At 46.6% G+C, this 17025-nt stretch carries 15 protein-coding genes; 9 read left to right on the forward strand and 6 right to left on the reverse strand.

The annotated features are described in order from the left end of the window. The 5 genes from LLH06_RS10200 to LLH06_RS10220 all read right to left on the reverse strand — a co-directional run bounded on the left by LLH06_RS10200 (position 1) and on the right by LLH06_RS10220 (position 9627). Complete coding sequence (locus tag LLH06_RS10200) at positions 1–642, reverse strand: SGNH/GDSL hydrolase family protein (protein WP_228169185.1); 642 nt, start codon at positions 640–642, stop codon at positions 1–3. A gap of 91 nt (positions 643–733) precedes the next feature. Continuing rightward, positions 734–2929, reverse strand: a complete 2196-nt coding sequence (locus tag LLH06_RS10205) for a GH92 family glycosyl hydrolase (protein ID WP_228169186.1) — start codon at positions 2927–2929, stop codon at positions 734–736. A gap of 138 nt (positions 2930–3067) precedes the next feature. Further along, positions 3068–4702, reverse strand: a complete 1635-nt coding sequence (locus LLH06_RS10210; RefSeq protein WP_228169187.1) for a RagB/SusD family nutrient uptake outer membrane protein — start codon at positions 4700–4702, stop codon at positions 3068–3070. A 3-nt stretch (positions 4703–4705) separates the two neighbouring features. Further along, positions 4706–8155 (reverse strand): TonB-dependent receptor, encoded by a 3450-nt coding sequence (locus LLH06_RS10215; RefSeq protein ID WP_228169188.1) that lies wholly within the window; start codon positions 8153–8155, stop codon positions 4706–4708. Between the two features lie 206 nt (positions 8156–8361). After that, positions 8362–9627 carry a FecR family protein gene (locus LLH06_RS10220; RefSeq protein WP_228169189.1) on the reverse strand — a complete coding sequence of 422 codons (1266 nt, stop codon included), beginning with the start codon at positions 9625–9627 and terminating at the stop codon, positions 8362–8364. 225 nt (positions 9628–9852) lie between these two features. Here LLH06_RS10220 and LLH06_RS10225 point away from each other — a divergent pair, with 225 nt between their 5' ends. Further along, complete coding sequence (locus tag LLH06_RS10225) at positions 9853–10440, forward strand: RNA polymerase sigma factor (RefSeq protein WP_228169190.1); 588 nt, start codon at positions 9853–9855, stop codon at positions 10438–10440. A 152-nt stretch (positions 10441–10592) separates the two neighbouring features. Here LLH06_RS10225 and LLH06_RS10230 read toward each other — a convergent pair whose 3' ends face one another. Beyond that, positions 10593–10907 (reverse strand): S1/P1 nuclease, encoded by a 315-nt coding sequence (locus LLH06_RS10230; RefSeq protein ID WP_228169191.1) that lies wholly within the window; start codon positions 10905–10907, stop codon positions 10593–10595. A gap of 197 nt (positions 10908–11104) precedes the next feature. Between LLH06_RS10230 and LLH06_RS10235 the strand changes: the two genes are divergently transcribed. The 8 genes from LLH06_RS10235 (at position 11105) to LLH06_RS10270 (ending at position 16948) form a co-directional block, all read left to right on the forward strand. After that, positions 11105–11521 (forward strand): LexA family protein, encoded by a 417-nt coding sequence (locus LLH06_RS10235; RefSeq protein ID WP_228169192.1) that lies wholly within the window; start codon positions 11105–11107, stop codon positions 11519–11521. After that, on the forward strand, positions 11515–12798 hold the full coding sequence (locus tag LLH06_RS10240) for a Y-family DNA polymerase (RefSeq protein ID WP_228169193.1): 1284 nt from the start codon (positions 11515–11517) through the stop codon (positions 12796–12798). Before LLH06_RS10235 ends, LLH06_RS10240 begins: the two co-directional genes overlap by 7 nt. After that, complete coding sequence (locus LLH06_RS10245) at positions 12798–13100, forward strand: hypothetical protein (RefSeq protein ID WP_228169194.1); 303 nt, start codon at positions 12798–12800, stop codon at positions 13098–13100. The genes LLH06_RS10240 and LLH06_RS10245 overlap by 1 nt, the downstream gene beginning before the upstream one ends. A 10-nt stretch (positions 13101–13110) precedes the next feature. Next, positions 13111–13791 carry an SOS response-associated peptidase gene (locus LLH06_RS10250; protein WP_228169195.1) on the forward strand — a complete coding sequence of 227 codons (681 nt, stop codon included), beginning with the start codon at positions 13111–13113 and terminating at the stop codon, positions 13789–13791. A gap of 35 nt (positions 13792–13826) precedes the next feature. Then, positions 13827–14681, forward strand: coding sequence for an HD domain-containing protein (locus tag LLH06_RS10255; RefSeq protein WP_228169196.1), 855 nt, complete (start codon positions 13827–13829; stop codon positions 14679–14681). A gap of 12 nt (positions 14682–14693) precedes the next feature. Beyond that, positions 14694–14915, forward strand: coding sequence for a hypothetical protein (locus tag LLH06_RS10260; protein WP_228169197.1), 222 nt, complete (start codon positions 14694–14696; stop codon positions 14913–14915). 846 nt (positions 14916–15761) lie between these two features. After that, entirely contained in the window at positions 15762–16340 is a 579-nt protein-coding gene (locus LLH06_RS10265; RefSeq protein WP_228169198.1) for a Crp/Fnr family transcriptional regulator, read from the forward strand. An 89-nt stretch (positions 16341–16429) separates the two neighbouring features. Next, positions 16430–16948 carry a DinB family protein gene (locus LLH06_RS10270; protein WP_228169199.1) on the forward strand — a complete coding sequence of 173 codons (519 nt, stop codon included), beginning with the start codon at positions 16430–16432 and terminating at the stop codon, positions 16946–16948. Positions 16949–17025: the final 77 nt, after the last annotated feature.

The raw sequence follows: 17025 nt of genomic DNA on the forward strand, positions 1-17025 counted from the left end.
TTATTTAATAGCGGGTTCAACCTTTTGCTTCCATAGTTCAATAGAGCCGGCTATATAGGCAGCCTGTAGTTTGCGGATAGCTGGTGTGTAGTGGGCGTGGTCAACAAAACGGTCGTTTCCCTGGGCCTCGGTGAAGGTGTAAAGGTCTATCTCGGGTACTTTACGTGCCGTGAACACCTCATCGGCGATCTCATTGTATCGCTTAATGTCTTTATTAAATCGGTTAAACCCTTTGTTCCGGCGGTGGATGGAATCAATGATGCCGGTGGTCCTGATCCAGATCATCGGGATCTTCTTTTGATTGATCAGGGTGTAAATTTGCTCAAGGTTACTCCGATAATCTTTTTCTTCTACAGCAGGTCTACCGGTCTTCGGATCTTTTTTCACGTCGTGCAAACCACAATTGAGTACAAAAAGGTCTGGGTCAAACGAGGGATCATTTACCCTGGTACGCAGGTATTTGAGCACCATACGGGAGTCGCCCCCGTTAGAACCTACCGGAAGATCAAGGTTAACGAATGCCAAGGAATCGCCCGTCTTGCGTTCGATCACATAGTCGTTCCCTAAAAACTTTTGCAGATCAGTGCCATATTGAAGCGAAATGCTATCGCCCAAAAGGAATAGCCGCTTAGGCTTCATCATTATAAATGAGCAGAGCACTATTGAACACGCGACAACAACTGTTATTTTAAAAATATTCTTCATGCGTTTGATGGACGATGTTATTGATCGGTTAGTTAAGAGTAGGGCGATCGGTCATTTCAAAGGTGAGTTGTCCGCCTTCCATGATATCGGCATGGCTGATGTAAGGAAGTGTGTAGCGTTTACCGTTAAGCTTGATACTTTCTATATACCGGTTACGCTCGCTCAGGTTATTGGCTACTACGGTAAATGACCTATCCCCTACCCTCAGGGTGGCTTTTTTAAAGGCCGGCACACCGAACACATATTGCCCTGAAGCCGGGTTTACCGGGTAAAAGCCCAATGTGCTGAAAATGTACCAGGCACTCATTTGCCCGCAGTCGTCGTTGCCGCTCAGGCCATCGGCCTTGTTACTGTAAAGCGTGTTCACAATGGTATTGATCTTCTCCTGCGCCTTATGCGGAGCACCAGCCAGTGTGTATAGATAGGCAACGTGGTGACTTGGCTCGTTCCCCTGAACGTATTGACCGATCAGCCCGCTGACATCCACAGTGGCGCCATCGCCATATACTTTTGATTCGAGCGTGAACAGGCTGTCCAGCTTAGCAATGAACCTCGCCTTGCCACCCATCAATTTTATCAGGCCGTCGACATCCTGCATCACGTGCCAGGTGTAGTGCCAGGCATTGCCTTCGGTGTAATCGCCCCCTGAGGTGGAGGCATGCGAGATCTTGAATGGGTCGAAAGGTGTGACCCACGTTCCGTCACTCTTTTTACCTCGCATCAGATCGGTGGATCGGTCAAAAAGGTTGTGATAGAAACCGGACCGTTTAGCGAACATTTGCTGGTCTGCTGTTTTGCCCATGGCCTTGGCCATCTGAGCAGCGCTCCAATCATCCACGCCGTTCTCGAGCGTGGTCGACACAGCTTCTACCTTGTACAGATCCGATGGCAGATAACCGTATCTGTTGTAATGGTCCCAGTTCGAATTGCGGTGATTGACCGTTAAACTGGTCCGTATAGCCTCATAAGCCTTTGCTGTGTCATAATTGCGGATGCCTTTCAGATAGGCATCGGCGATCACAGGCACGGCATGGTTACCGATCATGCAAAAATTCTCATGCCCCCACAAGGTCCAGATGGGCAGGTAACCAACTACTCTATAATGGTCGATCATGCTGGCCACGATACCGTTGGTCTTTTGCGGATACAGGATGGTATACAGCGGATCCAGCGCCCTAAAGGTATCCCACAATGAAAGGGTGGAATAATAGGCCTTTGCCTTTGATGTATAAACTTTATTGTCGGCGCCGCGATATTGACCGTTCACATCGGCCATGTTATTAGGCGCTATCAAGGCATGATACAAGGCTGTGTAGAATATCTGCTGCTGCGTTCTCGAACCCTCAATGTTGACCCGCGAAAGCTCCTGCTCCCATTGCCGCTGCGCATGCTGATGCACCTGGTCAAAGCCCAGACCTTTAGCCTCTGCGTTCAGGTTTTGGCGTGCATTCTCAATGCTCACGCTGGATATGCCTACCTTGACCTGCAACTGCGAGCCAGCAAGCTTATTGAAGTGTAATACTACCCGCTGATTACGTTTGGCTGCCGGATCAGACACCCAGGTATAGTTGCGGAAAGGCTGATCAAGCTGCATCACAAAGTACACGTGCTTGCGCCCGGCCCAGCCATCGGTAATGGTGTAACCCGACAGCGTATTGCGGCTTTCCATCTTGAAGTTGCTCTCTGCCACGTGAGCGTCCAGCCTACCCGGTGATCCACCTACGAGCCCGTGACGCAGATCGAGCAATACATTGGCCTGCTGACCAGCTGGGAACGTATAACGATGCACACCCACATGGGCCGCCGCTGTAAGTTCGGCCTTAACACCAAAGGTTTTGAGTTGTACCGAGTAATAGCCTGGGCTTGCTTTTTCTTCCTGGTGTGTGAAAGTACTTTTATAATACTCCTGAGGCTTCACTTGACCAATAAATGGCATGAGCAGGATATCGCCCAGATCTAAAGCACCCGTGCCGCTCAGGTGGGTGTGCGAAAAGCCGAGAATGGTGCTATCCTCATGCCGGTAACCGGCGCAATATTCCCAGCCTGCATAGCCCGTTTCGGGGCTTAACTGCACCATTCCATTGGGCACCGTGGCTCCCGGAAAGGTATGCCCGGTTCCGCCCGTTCCAATAAAAGGGTTCACATAGCTAACCAGTGTTGGCCTTTGAGCATAAGCTATCGTACCTATACACAAACAGTAGATAATAAAAACTGATCTTTTCATAAGAGTATCGCTTGCTGTAGATCTTACAGCTTTAAAAGGAGCATCATTAAAAAAGGCCGGGCAATAAGCACCCCTCGACCGCGCAATAAGCGCCCGTCGCCCGGCCTGATCAATATATAGGTTTATGTATGGTTGAGCTTAGTAACCTGGATTTTGTATCAGGTTGGTGTTGGTAGACAGGTCCCTGCTTGGGATCGGGTACCAGATCTTGTAAGGTTGAAAGTTCTGTTTGATCGACACAGGATCCTGGCCGGTGAACATAATGCTGGTGCTTAAGCTGTTCACCACAGAGGCGATCCTACCTGTTCTGATCAGGTCAAATCTTCTCCAACCTTCCGCGGATAGTTCGCGTTCACGCTCGTCGAGCAACTCATCCATGAAATTCGCCTTCAAATATGCTGTGGTGATCGCACTTACTTTAGTCACATCATCCCCGCATGCCCTAAGCCTCACCTCGCGAAGCAATGCCCTTGCACCAACTTCATCACCGGTTTGAAAACGGGCTTCTGCATAGGTCAAAACGATGTCGGCAAAGCGAAGGATGGCGAAATCAGCTTCACCGCCGTAGATCGCGATACCTCTGGCGGTCTTGGCGGTGGGGTCATCTTCGCGCCACTTGTTATTACATAAGTTACTCAGGTTGGCCAGAACAGGATCGGGTGTGTAATATTTATAATTCTCGATGATCACAAAGTTGGTCGTGGTATTGAGATAACCGCTGTAAGAATTGATGCGACCATCATTGGCGTTCAGTTTAGTATAGGCTTCCCTTACCGGGCGCAAAAAGCCATTGGTACCCGAGTTGGTACGGTAATTACCCCTCGGGCCGGACAGTTGCGAAAAAAGGATATACTCCTGATTACCATTAGGCCCGGCTTGTACGATCATCATATTCTCATCGCGAGCTGCCTTTTCGGTAGATGATAGGAACAAATAGTTGAATGGCCTGATCATTCTGTAGCCACTATTATCGTAGATATCCTTACAATAGTTCAACGCCTGGGCATAAGCATCGTTCACGTTCACCCAATCAAAACTGTTCAATGGAAAATTGGGCGACTGCCCTACGTTGTTCTGTTTGCATGAAGCTTCGTATATAAAAAGTTTGGCTAAAAAACCCGCTGCAGTATACTTATTGACGCGTCCGGCAAGGGTGGCGCGGGCAGGTAACACCGCATAAGCAGCTTTCAGATCTGCTTCTACCTGCTGTAGCACTTGCTGTAAGGAAGCCCTTGGAGATGAGATGTCAGGAACGGTGCCGGTGATCAATGGTACACCACCCCAAAGCCAGCCTAAGTAGGCATAGAACATTCCCCTTAGGTATTGTGCCTCGCCCACGATCTGCGCACGCCTGGTGGTGTTCATAGATATAGAGGGTACCTTTTCAATAATGAAGTTGGCACGGTTTATACCTGCGTATAAGCTAAAGTACGAGTACCATATCAATGGGTTCTCCGCAGTATAAGTGTAGTTATTGAAAGGCAGCAACTCCGGCACACCAGCGGTATTACGGATATCCTGGGTCAGATCATCCACACCAAGGTTGGTCATATAATGCATACCCCTGCCCCAAAGTGCCTGGTTACCCAAACCTTGTACGCTGGGCGTATTTAACACGTCGTACACACCGGTAATGGCCAGTTCGGCATCGCTGGCGGTCTTGTAGAAGTTTCCGGTAGATACAACGGAATATGGCGTTTCATCCAGCATCTTTTTACAGGACCCGCTAAGTATAGCGATCCCGGCTATTAAGAGAACAAGAATTCGTTTCATGATTTAAAATTTGATATTAAGTCCAAAAATGACCGAGCGTTCGCGCGGGTACGAGATATTATCAACGCCGGGTAGTAAAGCTGAGTAAGATGTGATCTCGGGATCGAACCCGCTGTATTTGGTCCAGGTATGCAGGTTAACACCGGTAACATACAGGCGCAAACCATTGATCCCGATCTTTTTGAGCGAGCGCAGGTTATTGATATTATAACCAAGCGTGACGTTCCTTAAGCGTAGGTAAGAGCCATCTTCTGTATAATAAGACGACACGTCCAACTTACCCTGACCGTTAAGCCTTGGATACTCGTTCGATGGGTTCTCCACCGTCCAGCGGTTGAACCAGTAACTTTCAGTAACGTTGGCGAACTGAGACTGACCAGCCTCCAACCGTGAACGGCCAAGGTTCAAGATGTCATTCCCGTATGACCAATTAAATAAGACATTCAGATCAAAGTTCTTGTAAGTAAAACCGTTACTGATACCTCCGTAATGTTTAGGGTTACTATTGCTGATCACGGTTTTATCGGCATCGTTGATCACGCCGTCATTGTTCAGGTCCTTATACTTCAGATCGCCTGGCCGTGCCGACCTTGAAGAGATAGTTGGCACACCCGACCCAACAGTATAGGTGAACGTATTTAAATTGTTGTTGGTAACAGCAGACGGCGAAACGGTGGCCCCTGCCGAGTTCTTGATGATCGAAAAATCGCTCAACTGGTAAATACCATCTGACACGTAACCATAAGCGGTACCGATCGGCTGGCCAACGATCACACGCCCAACAGTAGATATGGCACCACCATACACCGTAACTGGTATGTAGCTGACGCTACCTAACGATACCACCTTGTTACGGTTCATGGATATGTTGATATTACTGGTCCACGAAAAACTACCCTTTCGGATATTGATCGTGTTAAGGGCCAGTTCGATACCCTTGTTATCTATCTGCCCCAAATTTTGATACTGGCGCATAAAGCCACTTTGCGATGGGATATCAGCCTGTATCAACAGGTCTTTGGTCTGTTTGAGATATACGTCGGCGGTCAGGCTTATACGGTCTTTCCAAAGGCTCAGATCCAATCCGGCATCATAGGCATAAGTAGTTTCCCAGGTCAGGTTAGGATTGGCGATCGTGTTTGGCGCATAACCAAGCGATGCCGTGTTGGACGCATTGGAATAATACACCGGCGACAGGGTGGCCAGTGACTGGTACGGAGGGATACGTTCGTTACCCGTCAAACCATAGCTACCCCTGAATTTCAGATCCGATACCACGCTTTGTTTCTTCATGAAACCCTCTTCGGATACACGCCAGGCAAGTCCCAGGCTGGGGAACAGTGCCGACTTATGATCAGCCGACAATTTAGAGGAGGCATCATTACGCAAGGTGGCGGTAAGTAAATATTTGCTCTTGTAAGCGTAATTGATCCTTGCGAACTCTGATAAACGGATATAGCGTTGCTTATCCGTACTTGCGGGCATGGGCAAAACATTTGCCGTGGCAATGTTATCGAGTGGATTGATATTTTGAATATCAAAGCCTTGACCTTGCCAACGGTAGGTCTCCTGTTGATAGGAGTTGATCTCGAAACCAAGCAATGCTGTTAACGAGTGGTTCTTAGCAAAGCGTTTATTGTAGTTAAGCGTACTGGATTGATACCAATTGATCGTATTGCTGGTATTCAACAACGCCAATCCGTTGGTCGGGAACCCCCACGAAACGGTAGAAGGATAGAACTCTCCGTTCTTAGAGAAGGTCATCACCGCACCTGCGCGCGTATCAAAATTAAGTCCATTGATGATCCTGTAATTGGCATTGATATCGGTCAGTATCCTTGTTAATGGGCTTCGTTTATAAGAAAGGTTAGCAAAGTCTACCGGGTTAGAGAAAGCGCCACCATCGGGATCAAGAGCCAGTTGTGTAGGATCTGGTGCGTTAACAGGCCTGGTAAGCAGCAGGTTCTGGATCAGGCCGTTATAGTTCCTGACATCGTTGCCGCCATTTGAGGCCACACCTGAACCCAAGGCATGTGATAGATTGATGTTGGTCCCCAGCTTAAGCCTGTCCGTTGCGCTATGGTTTATTTTCATGAGCAAGCCATAACGCTCGTACTTGTTGTTCACGATCAGGCCCTGCTGGTTCAGGTAAGATGCAGAGGTCAAAAAGTTGGTCTTGGCGTTACCTCCGCTATAGCTAACATTATAGCTTTGAACGGCAGCCGTGCGCAGCGCCTCTTTTTGCCAGTCTTGCGACTTAACTCCGCTCAGATCCTTCACCCGGTCATTCACCACATCAAATAACTGGTCGTTATTGAGGTCATCGGCATAGTTACCATCGGCAGTTCCATTGGCTAACCGGTAACTGGCATAGTCCTGCGCGCCCAGCATTTGTATGTGTTTAGGATTCCATGCCAATCCGCCATATGTGTTCACCTCCAGTGATGAGGTATTGCTTTTGCCGGTCTTGGTGGTGATCAGGATCACGCCATTAGCACCTCTTGAGCCGAAGATGGCCGTAGCCGAAGCATCTTTAAGTACTTCGATAGAGGCGATATCGTTAGGGTTTATACCCGATAGTGGGTTGGTCAAAGCGGTACTGCCTATGCCCGATGAGGCAGCTTCAGCGTTATTCACGTCGATCTGCACCCCATCGATCACGTAGAGTGGTTGAGTGCCCGAGTTGAACGAATTGGTACCGCGGATGGTCACGTTCACGGCGCTGCCTGGTTCACCCGATGATGATGTCACCTGCACACCAGCTAAACGACCCTGCATGGCTTCCATGAATGATACTGACTTGGCCTGCTGTATCTCTTTCTCTTTAATGCCCGCAACCGAACCGGTAAGGTCTGATTTGCGCTGCGTACCGTAACCTATCACCACGATATCATCGAGACGACTGCTGATCTGTTTCATTACAAGCGACAACGGCGTGTTGCCGGTAATTTGCACTTCGCGGGTCTCAAAACCCACCATGCTGAACACCAGCACCGCACGGTCGTCAGGCACGTTGATGGTGTACTGTCCGTTGGCCGCGGTCACTGCGGCAACGCCCCCGCCTTTAACACGGATGTTCACCCCTGGTAATGGTTGTTTGGATTCATCGGTAACTACACCTTTGACCTGAATAGGTGGTGCATGCGCCTTAGGAGTACTTTTGATGACCACGATGGAACGGTCATCATCATTAATGGTAAAGCTTAGTCCGTAAGGCTGTAATATTTGTTTGAGTGCTTCAGGTAACGACACGTTCTTAAGCTCGACAGAGACCTTTGAAGCGCTGCTGATCATCTCAACATTATAAATGAAATTGTATCCTGTAGAACGGTGTATCTTGTTGAATACCTCCTTCATCGTTGCATTATCTGTCCTCAACGTTAAAGTTTGAGCCAGTCCTCTGGCACTCACGTTGAATACAAAGGCGATCAAGAGTATGTAGGTGATCCTCATGACACGAATAAGCTTATGGCATGGGCGTAAAGGGACAGCCCACGTATCCGCAAGTAAAATTTTGTACATTTGAAAATAGGTTTGATCAAAAATTGGTCTTTTAGGGAGATCTTGACCGCCTGTAGGAGTTCACAGCTCTTTGACCGGAAAGCGTTGGCGCGCTTTTCGGTCTTTTCTAAACAATGGCGATCAGCGTTTTAAAACTGTTAAGGCATTACGCTGACCCTCCTTCCATTGATCTTAAAGTGTACAACTTCAGTTTGTTCAAGATTGCGTAACAGATTATGAAGTCCGTTCCTGACCAGGTAGCTGCCGCCAAAATGGCGGCCTTTTACACGTGGGTCTACCTCCACATCCACATCAAAGGCGCGCGATACGGTCTGCATCAATTCTTCTATCGTGGCATCTTTAAATAACAATACGCCATCCTTCCAGCCAAGCACCTCGTTAAGATCTGCTGTTGACACATCGAACCCGCCTGATGCATCAGCCTTTTGCGCCTGCTGACCCGGTTTCAGTAAGCAGGAACTGTTAGCATCGAATACCTTGACCGAGCCGCTTGTCAAAGTGGTTACCACACGGTCATCATCAGGATAAGCACTGATATTGAAATGCGTACCTAAAACCTGTACCGTTTGCGATCTTGAACGTACCTTGAACGGTTTGTTGTCCATATGCTGAACCTCGAAATAAGCTTCGCCTGAGAGTTCGACCACACGTTCTGACGGCCCAAAATCGGTCGGGAACGTAAGTACCGTTTGGGAGTTGAGCCATACCTTGCTACCATCTGGCAGCACCAGCTCATATCGCTTTCCACGCGGTATATCGATCTTATTGACAGTAAAGCCGCTTATGTTATCGTTACTCCTGTTATTTGAGCTATAAGTAAGTGTACCGTTAGCATCTTTTGATATTACTGCCGAGCCCAACGAGGTGATCACTCCTTGCTTTTGCTGTTCAAGGTCAACTTGCTTACCATTGGATAAGGTGAGCACAATAGATGAGGTATGCTTGACCGAATTAGTAGATGCGACAGGCATAGCCTTGTTCGCAGTATCATATTTCAAGATCAACAGGCCAGCCGTTAAGACGATCACGATGATCGCTGCTGCTGCGGCAACCTTATAGTAAGATCTTATTGACCTTACTTTGGCCTCTGGCTGAGCTTTAGCATGCTTGATATTGGTCATCAACCGTTGAAAAGCCTCATCAGTGTCGAACTGCCCGGTCATCCGCGCATCTTCCTGAGCCAGTTTTTCATCAAAAATCCTTTTTAACAGCGCTTTGTTACGGCCGTCACTATTCAACCATGTCGCGAGCTCAACGCGTTCATCGGCCGTAAGTTTATCTCTCAAAAACCTGATGATCAGATCACTGGTCCTTAAACTGTTCTTTATTTGTTTTGGCCGCATAGCTCCGTTCGATTTCACATAGAAACGGAACTCGTGCCGCTCATCTTCAAAGGTTTTCAAAATTTATTTAAAAATTATTACCGGTGACCAGTTCACAGTGGTGTTAAGCATCATTTGCCTATTTTTTAAAATATATTCACTTATCGCACTTAGTGTTAAAAATTTATGTTCATAATTGTAAACCGATTTATACCTGCGACTTACTGACCGCTTTTAGTCCTCATTGCCCTCTCATGGTGTGCGTGGCTATATAGGTTGGTGCAGCACCTAATTATGGAGAACGTCATGAGTGAACTGCTTTACTGCGATAGCGATGATGAACTTTTGAGTAAGTTCAGGATAGGTGATGAGAAAGCATTGAACCAGATCTTCAGTAAATTGTACGGTGGGTTGTGCTTTTTTGCGTCTAGATTCACTACAGATATCGGCATTGCCGAGGAACTGACCATTGATGTCTTCCAAAAAGCTTGGGACCGTCGGGAAACCTTCCATGAGCTCACGTCTTTAAAGGCTTTCTTATATATCAGCATTAAGAACGCTTCGCTCGACCATATCGACAAGGAAAAAAGGCGAGCGCTTCGTATGTCCAATTTCTTTAGTGCCTATAACGAAATGGAAGCGGCTGTGATCGACAATATCATCCACACAGAAGTGATCAACGAGTTGCGGCAAGAGATAGATGCCCTTCCCGAACAATGCGCAAAGATCATGAAGATGTTGTATCTACTGGAGATGACGCCTGATGAGATCGCAGTAGAACTTAACATTTCCCGAAATACCGTTTACAGCCAGAAGCTGCGAGGGATATCGCTACTCAAAAAGCGATCGGCGACTTTTCAATTGGTCCTACTGGCCCTCCTGTTCACGAACTGATCGCCACTTTTGCCATCAGAACCTTATAAGAGGCAAGCGGGCTCGGATCACACTTAGGCCACCTGTCATTTTTTTGCCTGCTAAAGAGGAAGCCCTTTAAACTTTGCAAGAACATGGTCTGCTCCCATTGAAAAGTCCTTCCAAAGTTACCGCTAGACCGCACGTTGCTCTTTGTTACTGCTCGTTAATAAGATCTGTTGTTTACTAGGCAAACCACTGTAAATGTTAGGACTGGCTAATGGAGTAACAGCCTTCTCAAATTGAGTTGCTGATAGACCAAGCGGCATATGGAGGAAATGCCAAGGTGCTGTGTGCTTATACTCAGGCGAGTTGCGTAGCTCATCAGCCCACTTACTTACGTCTGCCATGCTCTTACCATCTAAAAGGTCAGCTACTGCTGCTTTAGCTTGTGGTGTTAGATGGCGTTCTGCCATGAGAGCTACAATGCGGTGACCGGTGAAACCCATGATATGATGAACAGACTCGTGATGAATATCAATGATAAAGCGATAGGTCGTTTCATGCTACTAAGTTAGCGATGCTCTCCGCATCATCAGAAGCTCTGAAACATTCCTGAAAGGAGTTTTCAACACACCTGTTGAGAAAAGGCATTGACGGGATCGTTTAAAGTCTATAGATTTGCTAATATTATTAGCAACTCAAGATGCGTAAGACACTCGTTAGTCCAAAGGAATTTATACAGTCAGGATTCACTTCACCAGCTGATGAGTATGCGGTACCCGATCTCAATCTTGATCAAAAGCTTAAACGCGATCCCGAAGCGACCTATCCTGCACGGATGGGTGGTACCGCAATGGAGAAGGCAGGGATACCTGATAACTCTTACTTGCTATTCGACAGAGGTGTTACCCCTAAGAACGGTGACATCGTGTACGTCTGGTACAGGCAGGATAAGCTCATACGCTTCTTTAAAAAGGTCGGTCAACAGGTCATATTGTACGCTGCTGACGTTAAAGTGCCGGAAATTATCGTTGAGGATGAACTAATACTCATAGGCGTGATCACCTGGTCGCTCAAGTGTCACTTACCGCGTGAGTTCCCAAATGTGAAGACATGGTAGCGATAGCAGATTGTGTGGGGTTCTATGCGGCCTATCACCAAAGTACAGAGCCGCACCTAAAGGGTGCACCAGTGGTCGCATTGAGTAACAACGACGGCTGTATCATTGCGCTTAGCCCCGAAGCAAAAGCCTTAGGGGCGGTAAGATGTTCCGCATGGTATATGGTGCAGGAGGAATACGAAGCCAAAGGATTTAGAGCCTTCAGTAGTAATTACCGAGAGTACCAAGCCATGAACAAACGGTTGATGAAGATCATGGCACGCTATGTACCCCGTTTGGAAACCTACAGTATCGATGAGTGCTGGATGGACCTTGCGGGCATAAACGACATTGAGGCCATCGTACCTAAGCTGATCAAGGATGTAAAGCAGCTTACAGGGATACAGATACGCATTGGAGTGGCACCGACCAAGACCTTAGCAAAGGTAGCGATCAACTTAGCCAAGACGACACCTGATAACTTCTGCATACTGGATAATAGTGACCGCATCCAGTCAGCGCTACGTTGTATCGCTATCGAAGACCTATGGAACGTTGGTGCGCAATATGCTGCGCTATTACATCGAAATGGTATCCGTACAGCTGCTCGTCTATCGGTCACACCAGAGTATTGGGTAAGAAAGAAAATGACCGTGTTAGGCTGGCGTACCTTGCAGGAACTGAACGGTATCCCTTGTTTGGACCTCGTTGAGGTGATGAACCCCAAAAAGAACATTGGTGTAGGTCGTTCCTTCAAAAAGACCACCTCTGATGAGCAAACGTTGGTCGATGCAGCTACTTACTATAGCTTTCGGTTATCAGAGAAGCTGAGGGAAGAGAAATTGGTTGCGACCGTCTTACAAATTAAACTGCGCACCAACAAATGGCGGGTCGACACCGCACAGCATCAGCCATGCATGGTCTTTCATTTGGACAAAGGCATAAGCAATGGCTTAGATATCACCAAGCATGCTCAACAGGCTGTGCGTTCGATCGTTGCAGCTAACCGTAAAAGCAGAGCACAGTACAAGTACATGAAATTTGAGATCAATGCGAGTGGACTTGTGCCGGAGGATGAGAACCAGATCCTCATTGGCGACCAGTTCGATGCTGGTGCCAAGAACCGATTGAGCCGGGCTATTGATATGATCAACCTGCAATTAGGTAAGGGTAAGGTATGCTTTGCTAACAACCTGAGTGCATGGAAGCAGGACACGAAGGACAAGTACATCATGAGGCAGGAGTACAAGACGCCCAATTATTTCACGGACTGGAATGAGGCACCGATACTACACTGATGCTATTTGAGAGTTTCAATATCACTATCTCTTACAGGAATATGGCCTGTGAGTTCGAGATCAGGGAGCGGTACGGTGACCCGATGGTTCGCGCATTCGAGATCGTGCAGGGTGGTATCGCTATCCTGCTTTTGACTTTTAAAGAATACAAATGGTGCATGTCTATCATCAGCGGGCTACACCCAGTAGTGAAACAGGATGTTAAAGACCTTGTTAGTGAAGAGTTGAAGGAAACGTTAGGAACAGCTATAACACTTCATTACCAGTTGTTCACTAACAATAAGATCAAAAAGACAGCTTAACGATATCGGTATGTGCGGAAGAGTAGAGTTCAGCAATAGTGCAGTGGTCGCAGAGCGATTAGGTGTCAAGGACAGCGATGTAGCTCGTGAAGGGGATAATAATGCTTTTCCTTATAAGGGAACGTTTCTATTTGGTCTGGTAGACAAGGCACCTGATGTGTTAAGGCATTTGCACTGGCCGTTAATACCGTCTTGGTGTACGACCTATCCCGAGTACCAGACCTCGAACGCCCGAAGTGAGGATATGCACAACAAGGCATCCTTCAAGCACCTATTAGGGCAACGTCATTGTGTGATCGCGGTCGATGGCTTCTATGAATGGAAAGGCAAGGGCAAGGACAAAGTGCCATATCACTTCAGCATGGCCGATGGTAGTATGATGATGTATGCAGGGCTATGGGATTACAATACCAAACTGGAAGCACCTGTGTTAAGCTGCACCATTATCACACGTGAACCGAACGAGATCATTGGAGAGATACATGACCGTATGCCGGTGATCTTGACGCTTGAACAGGTGAAGATATGGCTGGACAGAGAGTTGCCATACAGCGAACGTGCCAAGGTGTTACAGCCGATCGAGAATAGCGCCCTCATCAGGCGTGTGGTCGGTAAGAGCGTCAATGGTGCCGGTAACAAGTCAGGTGACTGGTTCGATGCCAAAGACGAAGATGGTACTTGTTTATTTTAATATTGAACGGCCGTCAAGGTAATAAGGAAAAAGCGATGCTGATCTTAGAAGATATTTTATATGGAAGGTTCGCTGTTGAAGGCGTACTGGAAGAGCTGATCTTATCAGCGCCTATGCAACGCTTGAAAGGTGTACATCAGGGCGGTGCAATATTTTTGGTTGATCCAACGCAGCAGCATACGCGCTTTGAGCACTCATTAGGCGTGTTTTGGTTAGTTCGCAACTTTGGCGGTAGTGTCGATGAACAGATCGCAGCCTTGCTGCATGATGTGTCACACACGGCGTTCTCTCATGTTGGCGATCAGGTATTCGAACGCCCAGGCGAGGATTACCACGAGCAGATCTTTGAGGAGGTGATCGCAAGGTCGGAGATACCTATGGTATTAGAGAAGTACGGCTATGATCAGGCGTTGAAGCACTTTGAGGACCACAGCCTTTTAGAACGACCATTACCCGAGTTATGTGCAGATCGTATCGATTATACGTTACGGGATCTGTATCATGCCGGCATGGTCGGTCTTGGTGACGTGAAGCATTTTCTCACAAGCCTCACTGTAGAGGGTAGGCAATTTACATTATCAACTGACATAGCTGCACGCTGGATAGCCACACAGTTCAAGAAGCTGAATGAGCAGTACTTTAAAAAACCGCAATACCTGTTCGCAAACCACCGTATGGCAGGACTACTGAAGGATGCTTTGTCGAACGGCACTTTAAAAACATCAGACCTTCAACTGGACGATAAGGCAGTGCTTCATAAACTACGTTCAGCAGGATACGCTGACCAGATCTCATCGATAAGCGCCTTGGAGGGCTTTGAGACCTTCGGTGTCAAGGGTGCTGCCGAGCTTGTCAAAAGAAGGGAACTGCATCCAGCAGTATCTATATAAAAGCTATATTGCATGTTGATCACACATTATGATTTCCTGAGTATGACGGAGACCGAGCAGTACGACGCTGTTTGGGGTGGTACGTTCCTAGGGGACCGTAAGCATGATAATATCTGGGTTCAATGCTATAGCTTAGGCAACTTCTATGTGGAGGTGTTCTATGACAGCACAGGTAATGAGATAAAGCGTATTAGGTCATTCTCAAAGGTTGAGCAGTTAGCTCCATACCTGTAGTCTGCGAATTTTCTGAATATATGGTATTATTTGAGTGATTTTGAACAAGAAATGCGCAGCTACTTAATGCTGACCTCCTTAGTTTACTTTTAAAAAAGTGTCCTTGAACATTCCAATATGAGGCTAGCCTCTCAAGGGCACAACGATGAGGTAAGCTGATCATCTCACTATCATTAAACAGTTCGACCTACATTAGCTGATGTGTTGTGTACTGCGCAAAAGGGTGCAACGATATGCACATGGGTGATGCCGCTCGCGAACCTATAATCCCCAAAAATTATAAAGTTTATAATTTTCTGTATAGACCGAGATCCATGAAGATCTTAAAAAGGCAATATCGCAATGCTCTAATTGAAATCACAAAATCGGTTTAACCGAGTACTCGCTAAGCCAGTAGATCAGTTGTCTGCCATAAATTTAAACTTCTATCAGGCAATAAGCAATGCAAACTGATGCTTCGTTTAAGAAAGCTTTAAATTGATCTCAAATATTTTAAAGTCACCAAACTACGGTTCGAATCCCAATGGCTTCCCGGCGACCGGCAGCAGAGCAAGACTCGAATCGTTTTGATAGTCTAGATTATTGCCAATGTAGAAGGTCAAGGTATCATAGTGAATGAACCCATTATTCTTCGATCAGCTTCACTTAGATTTTTAACGGCATTCATTTACTCAAGATCATAACTGATCCAAGCTTCGTCACAAACCACCCTTAATAGTAACGGAACCGGTCGTTTTAATTACCCCTATTAGACGCCAGGTCATAGATGTTGATCTGAGTATAGTTGATCATCGCTTACCATGTTGCAATGTCAACAGCTACAAAAATTTATATATTAGCCCTAAAGTGAATGATCTAAAAATACATTTGGCCGCGAACTGGAAGCTGAAAGAGGAAGAGATAGACATTTTCCTTTCTGCATCTGACTTGATCACTTTACAGAAAGGTGAAGATTTTTTCTTACCGGGTGCAGTATGCGACAAGATCGGTTTAATAAAAAACGGATTAATGAAATGCGTTTTGGTTGAAAATGAGAAAGAAGTCATTTTTGAGTTCGCATATGAAAATAGCTTCATTGCAGATTATTACAGCTTTGTAACAGGTACGCCGTCAACTAAAGTCATCACTTGCTTGGAACCAACGATCGCTTACGTGATCACCAGACAAAAGTTGAGAGAGCTAAGCAGCAGATATCCGTTCATGGAGCGTATGAGCATGATAACGAATGAGCAGTTGTTTGTCAGAATGCATGAAAAGCTTACCTCGCTTCTGCTGGACTCGGCAACGGTTCGTTATCAAAAGTTGATCACGGCAAGGCAGGACCTGGCTCAGCGCATTCCGCAATATTTATTGGCTTCTTATTTAAATATCAAGCCTGAAACTATAAGCAGGATCCGCAAGCGAATGGTAAAAGTGCTTTCTTGACTTAGGTCAACTCCTTTTTTAGACGCTCCGTCTTAGCTTTACCGTATCTGAGTAGCCATAAAAAGGGCCAAGCCATGCTCAGCGAAGAAATGAGAACTGAACTCCTTTTACAACAAACCACAGATGCCTACACATGGACGAACAGGTTATTAGAATCTTTGCCGATCGAAAAGTGGGAGATCTCACCACCAGTTATAGGATCAAACGCTTTATGGCAAGCCGGTCATTTGCTGGTAAGTTTTTATTATCATTCTATACTAGTGATAAGAGGTCATCAACAAACCATTTTACAAAGCATACCGCTTAAGTTATATGGCCAGTTGTTCACACAGGATGCTCCGGCTACGGCAGTGGGCCAGGTGAACCCTTATCAACTTGCTGAAGATCTAAAAAAGATGCAGGAGCATTCGCTTACCATCATCAAAACGATCAATGAAGAGGAACTATTGACAGAGCTGGAGCCGACCGGCTTTGTTCACCCTGTTGCAAATAACAAACTAGGTGCACTAGATTGGAACATCAAACATACACTTTGGCATTGCGGACAATTAGCACTTATTAAACGGGTGATCGATGCGCGGTATCAATTTGATCTACAGCTGAAATAGCTATAGGCATAATTCTACATTCTCCTAAATCTAGTACAAGAAAACCAACATCCCCTTTAAAGAGATACAAAACTATG

Origin of the sequence: Mucilaginibacter daejeonensis, from assembly GCF_020783335.1 — a bacterium.
Classification (GTDB): Bacteria; Bacteroidota; Bacteroidia; order Sphingobacteriales; family Sphingobacteriaceae; genus Mucilaginibacter; species Mucilaginibacter daejeonensis.

Excerpts from the sequence above, each read along its gene's own strand:
- LLH06_RS10230 (WP_228169191.1), bottom strand. The coding sequence starts at position 10,907 with ATGGGTTTCACCGGTCACCGCATTGTAGCTCTCATGGCAGAACGCCAT.
- LLH06_RS10270 (WP_228169199.1), top strand. The coding sequence starts at position 16,430 with ATGAGAACTGAACTCCTTTTACAACAAACCACAGATGCCTACACATGG.
- LLH06_RS10260 (WP_228169197.1), top strand. The coding sequence starts at position 14,694 with ATGTTGATCACACATTATGATTTCCTGAGTATGACGGAGACCGAGCAG.
- LLH06_RS10235 (WP_228169192.1), top strand. The coding sequence starts at position 11,105 with ATGCGTAAGACACTCGTTAGTCCAAAGGAATTTATACAGTCAGGATTC.
- LLH06_RS10215 (WP_228169188.1), bottom strand. The coding sequence starts at position 8,155 with ATGAGGATCACCTACATACTCTTGATCGCCTTTGTATTCAACGTGAGT.
- LLH06_RS10200 (WP_228169185.1), bottom strand. The coding sequence starts at position 642 with ATGATGAAGCCTAAGCGGCTATTCCTTTTGGGCGATAGCATTTCGCTT.
- LLH06_RS10245 (WP_228169194.1), top strand. The coding sequence starts at position 12,798 with ATGCTATTTGAGAGTTTCAATATCACTATCTCTTACAGGAATATGGCC.
- LLH06_RS10255 (WP_228169196.1), top strand. The coding sequence starts at position 13,827 with ATGCTGATCTTAGAAGATATTTTATATGGAAGGTTCGCTGTTGAAGGC.
- LLH06_RS10250 (WP_228169195.1), top strand. The coding sequence starts at position 13,111 with ATGTGCGGAAGAGTAGAGTTCAGCAATAGTGCAGTGGTCGCAGAGCGA.
- LLH06_RS10205 (WP_228169186.1), bottom strand. The coding sequence starts at position 2,929 with ATGAAAAGATCAGTTTTTATTATCTACTGTTTGTGTATAGGTACGATA.
- LLH06_RS10210 (WP_228169187.1), bottom strand. The coding sequence starts at position 4,702 with ATGAAACGAATTCTTGTTCTCTTAATAGCCGGGATCGCTATACTTAGC.
- LLH06_RS10225 (WP_228169190.1), top strand. The coding sequence starts at position 9,853 with ATGAGTGAACTGCTTTACTGCGATAGCGATGATGAACTTTTGAGTAAG.
- LLH06_RS10240 (WP_228169193.1), top strand. The coding sequence starts at position 11,515 with ATGGTAGCGATAGCAGATTGTGTGGGGTTCTATGCGGCCTATCACCAA.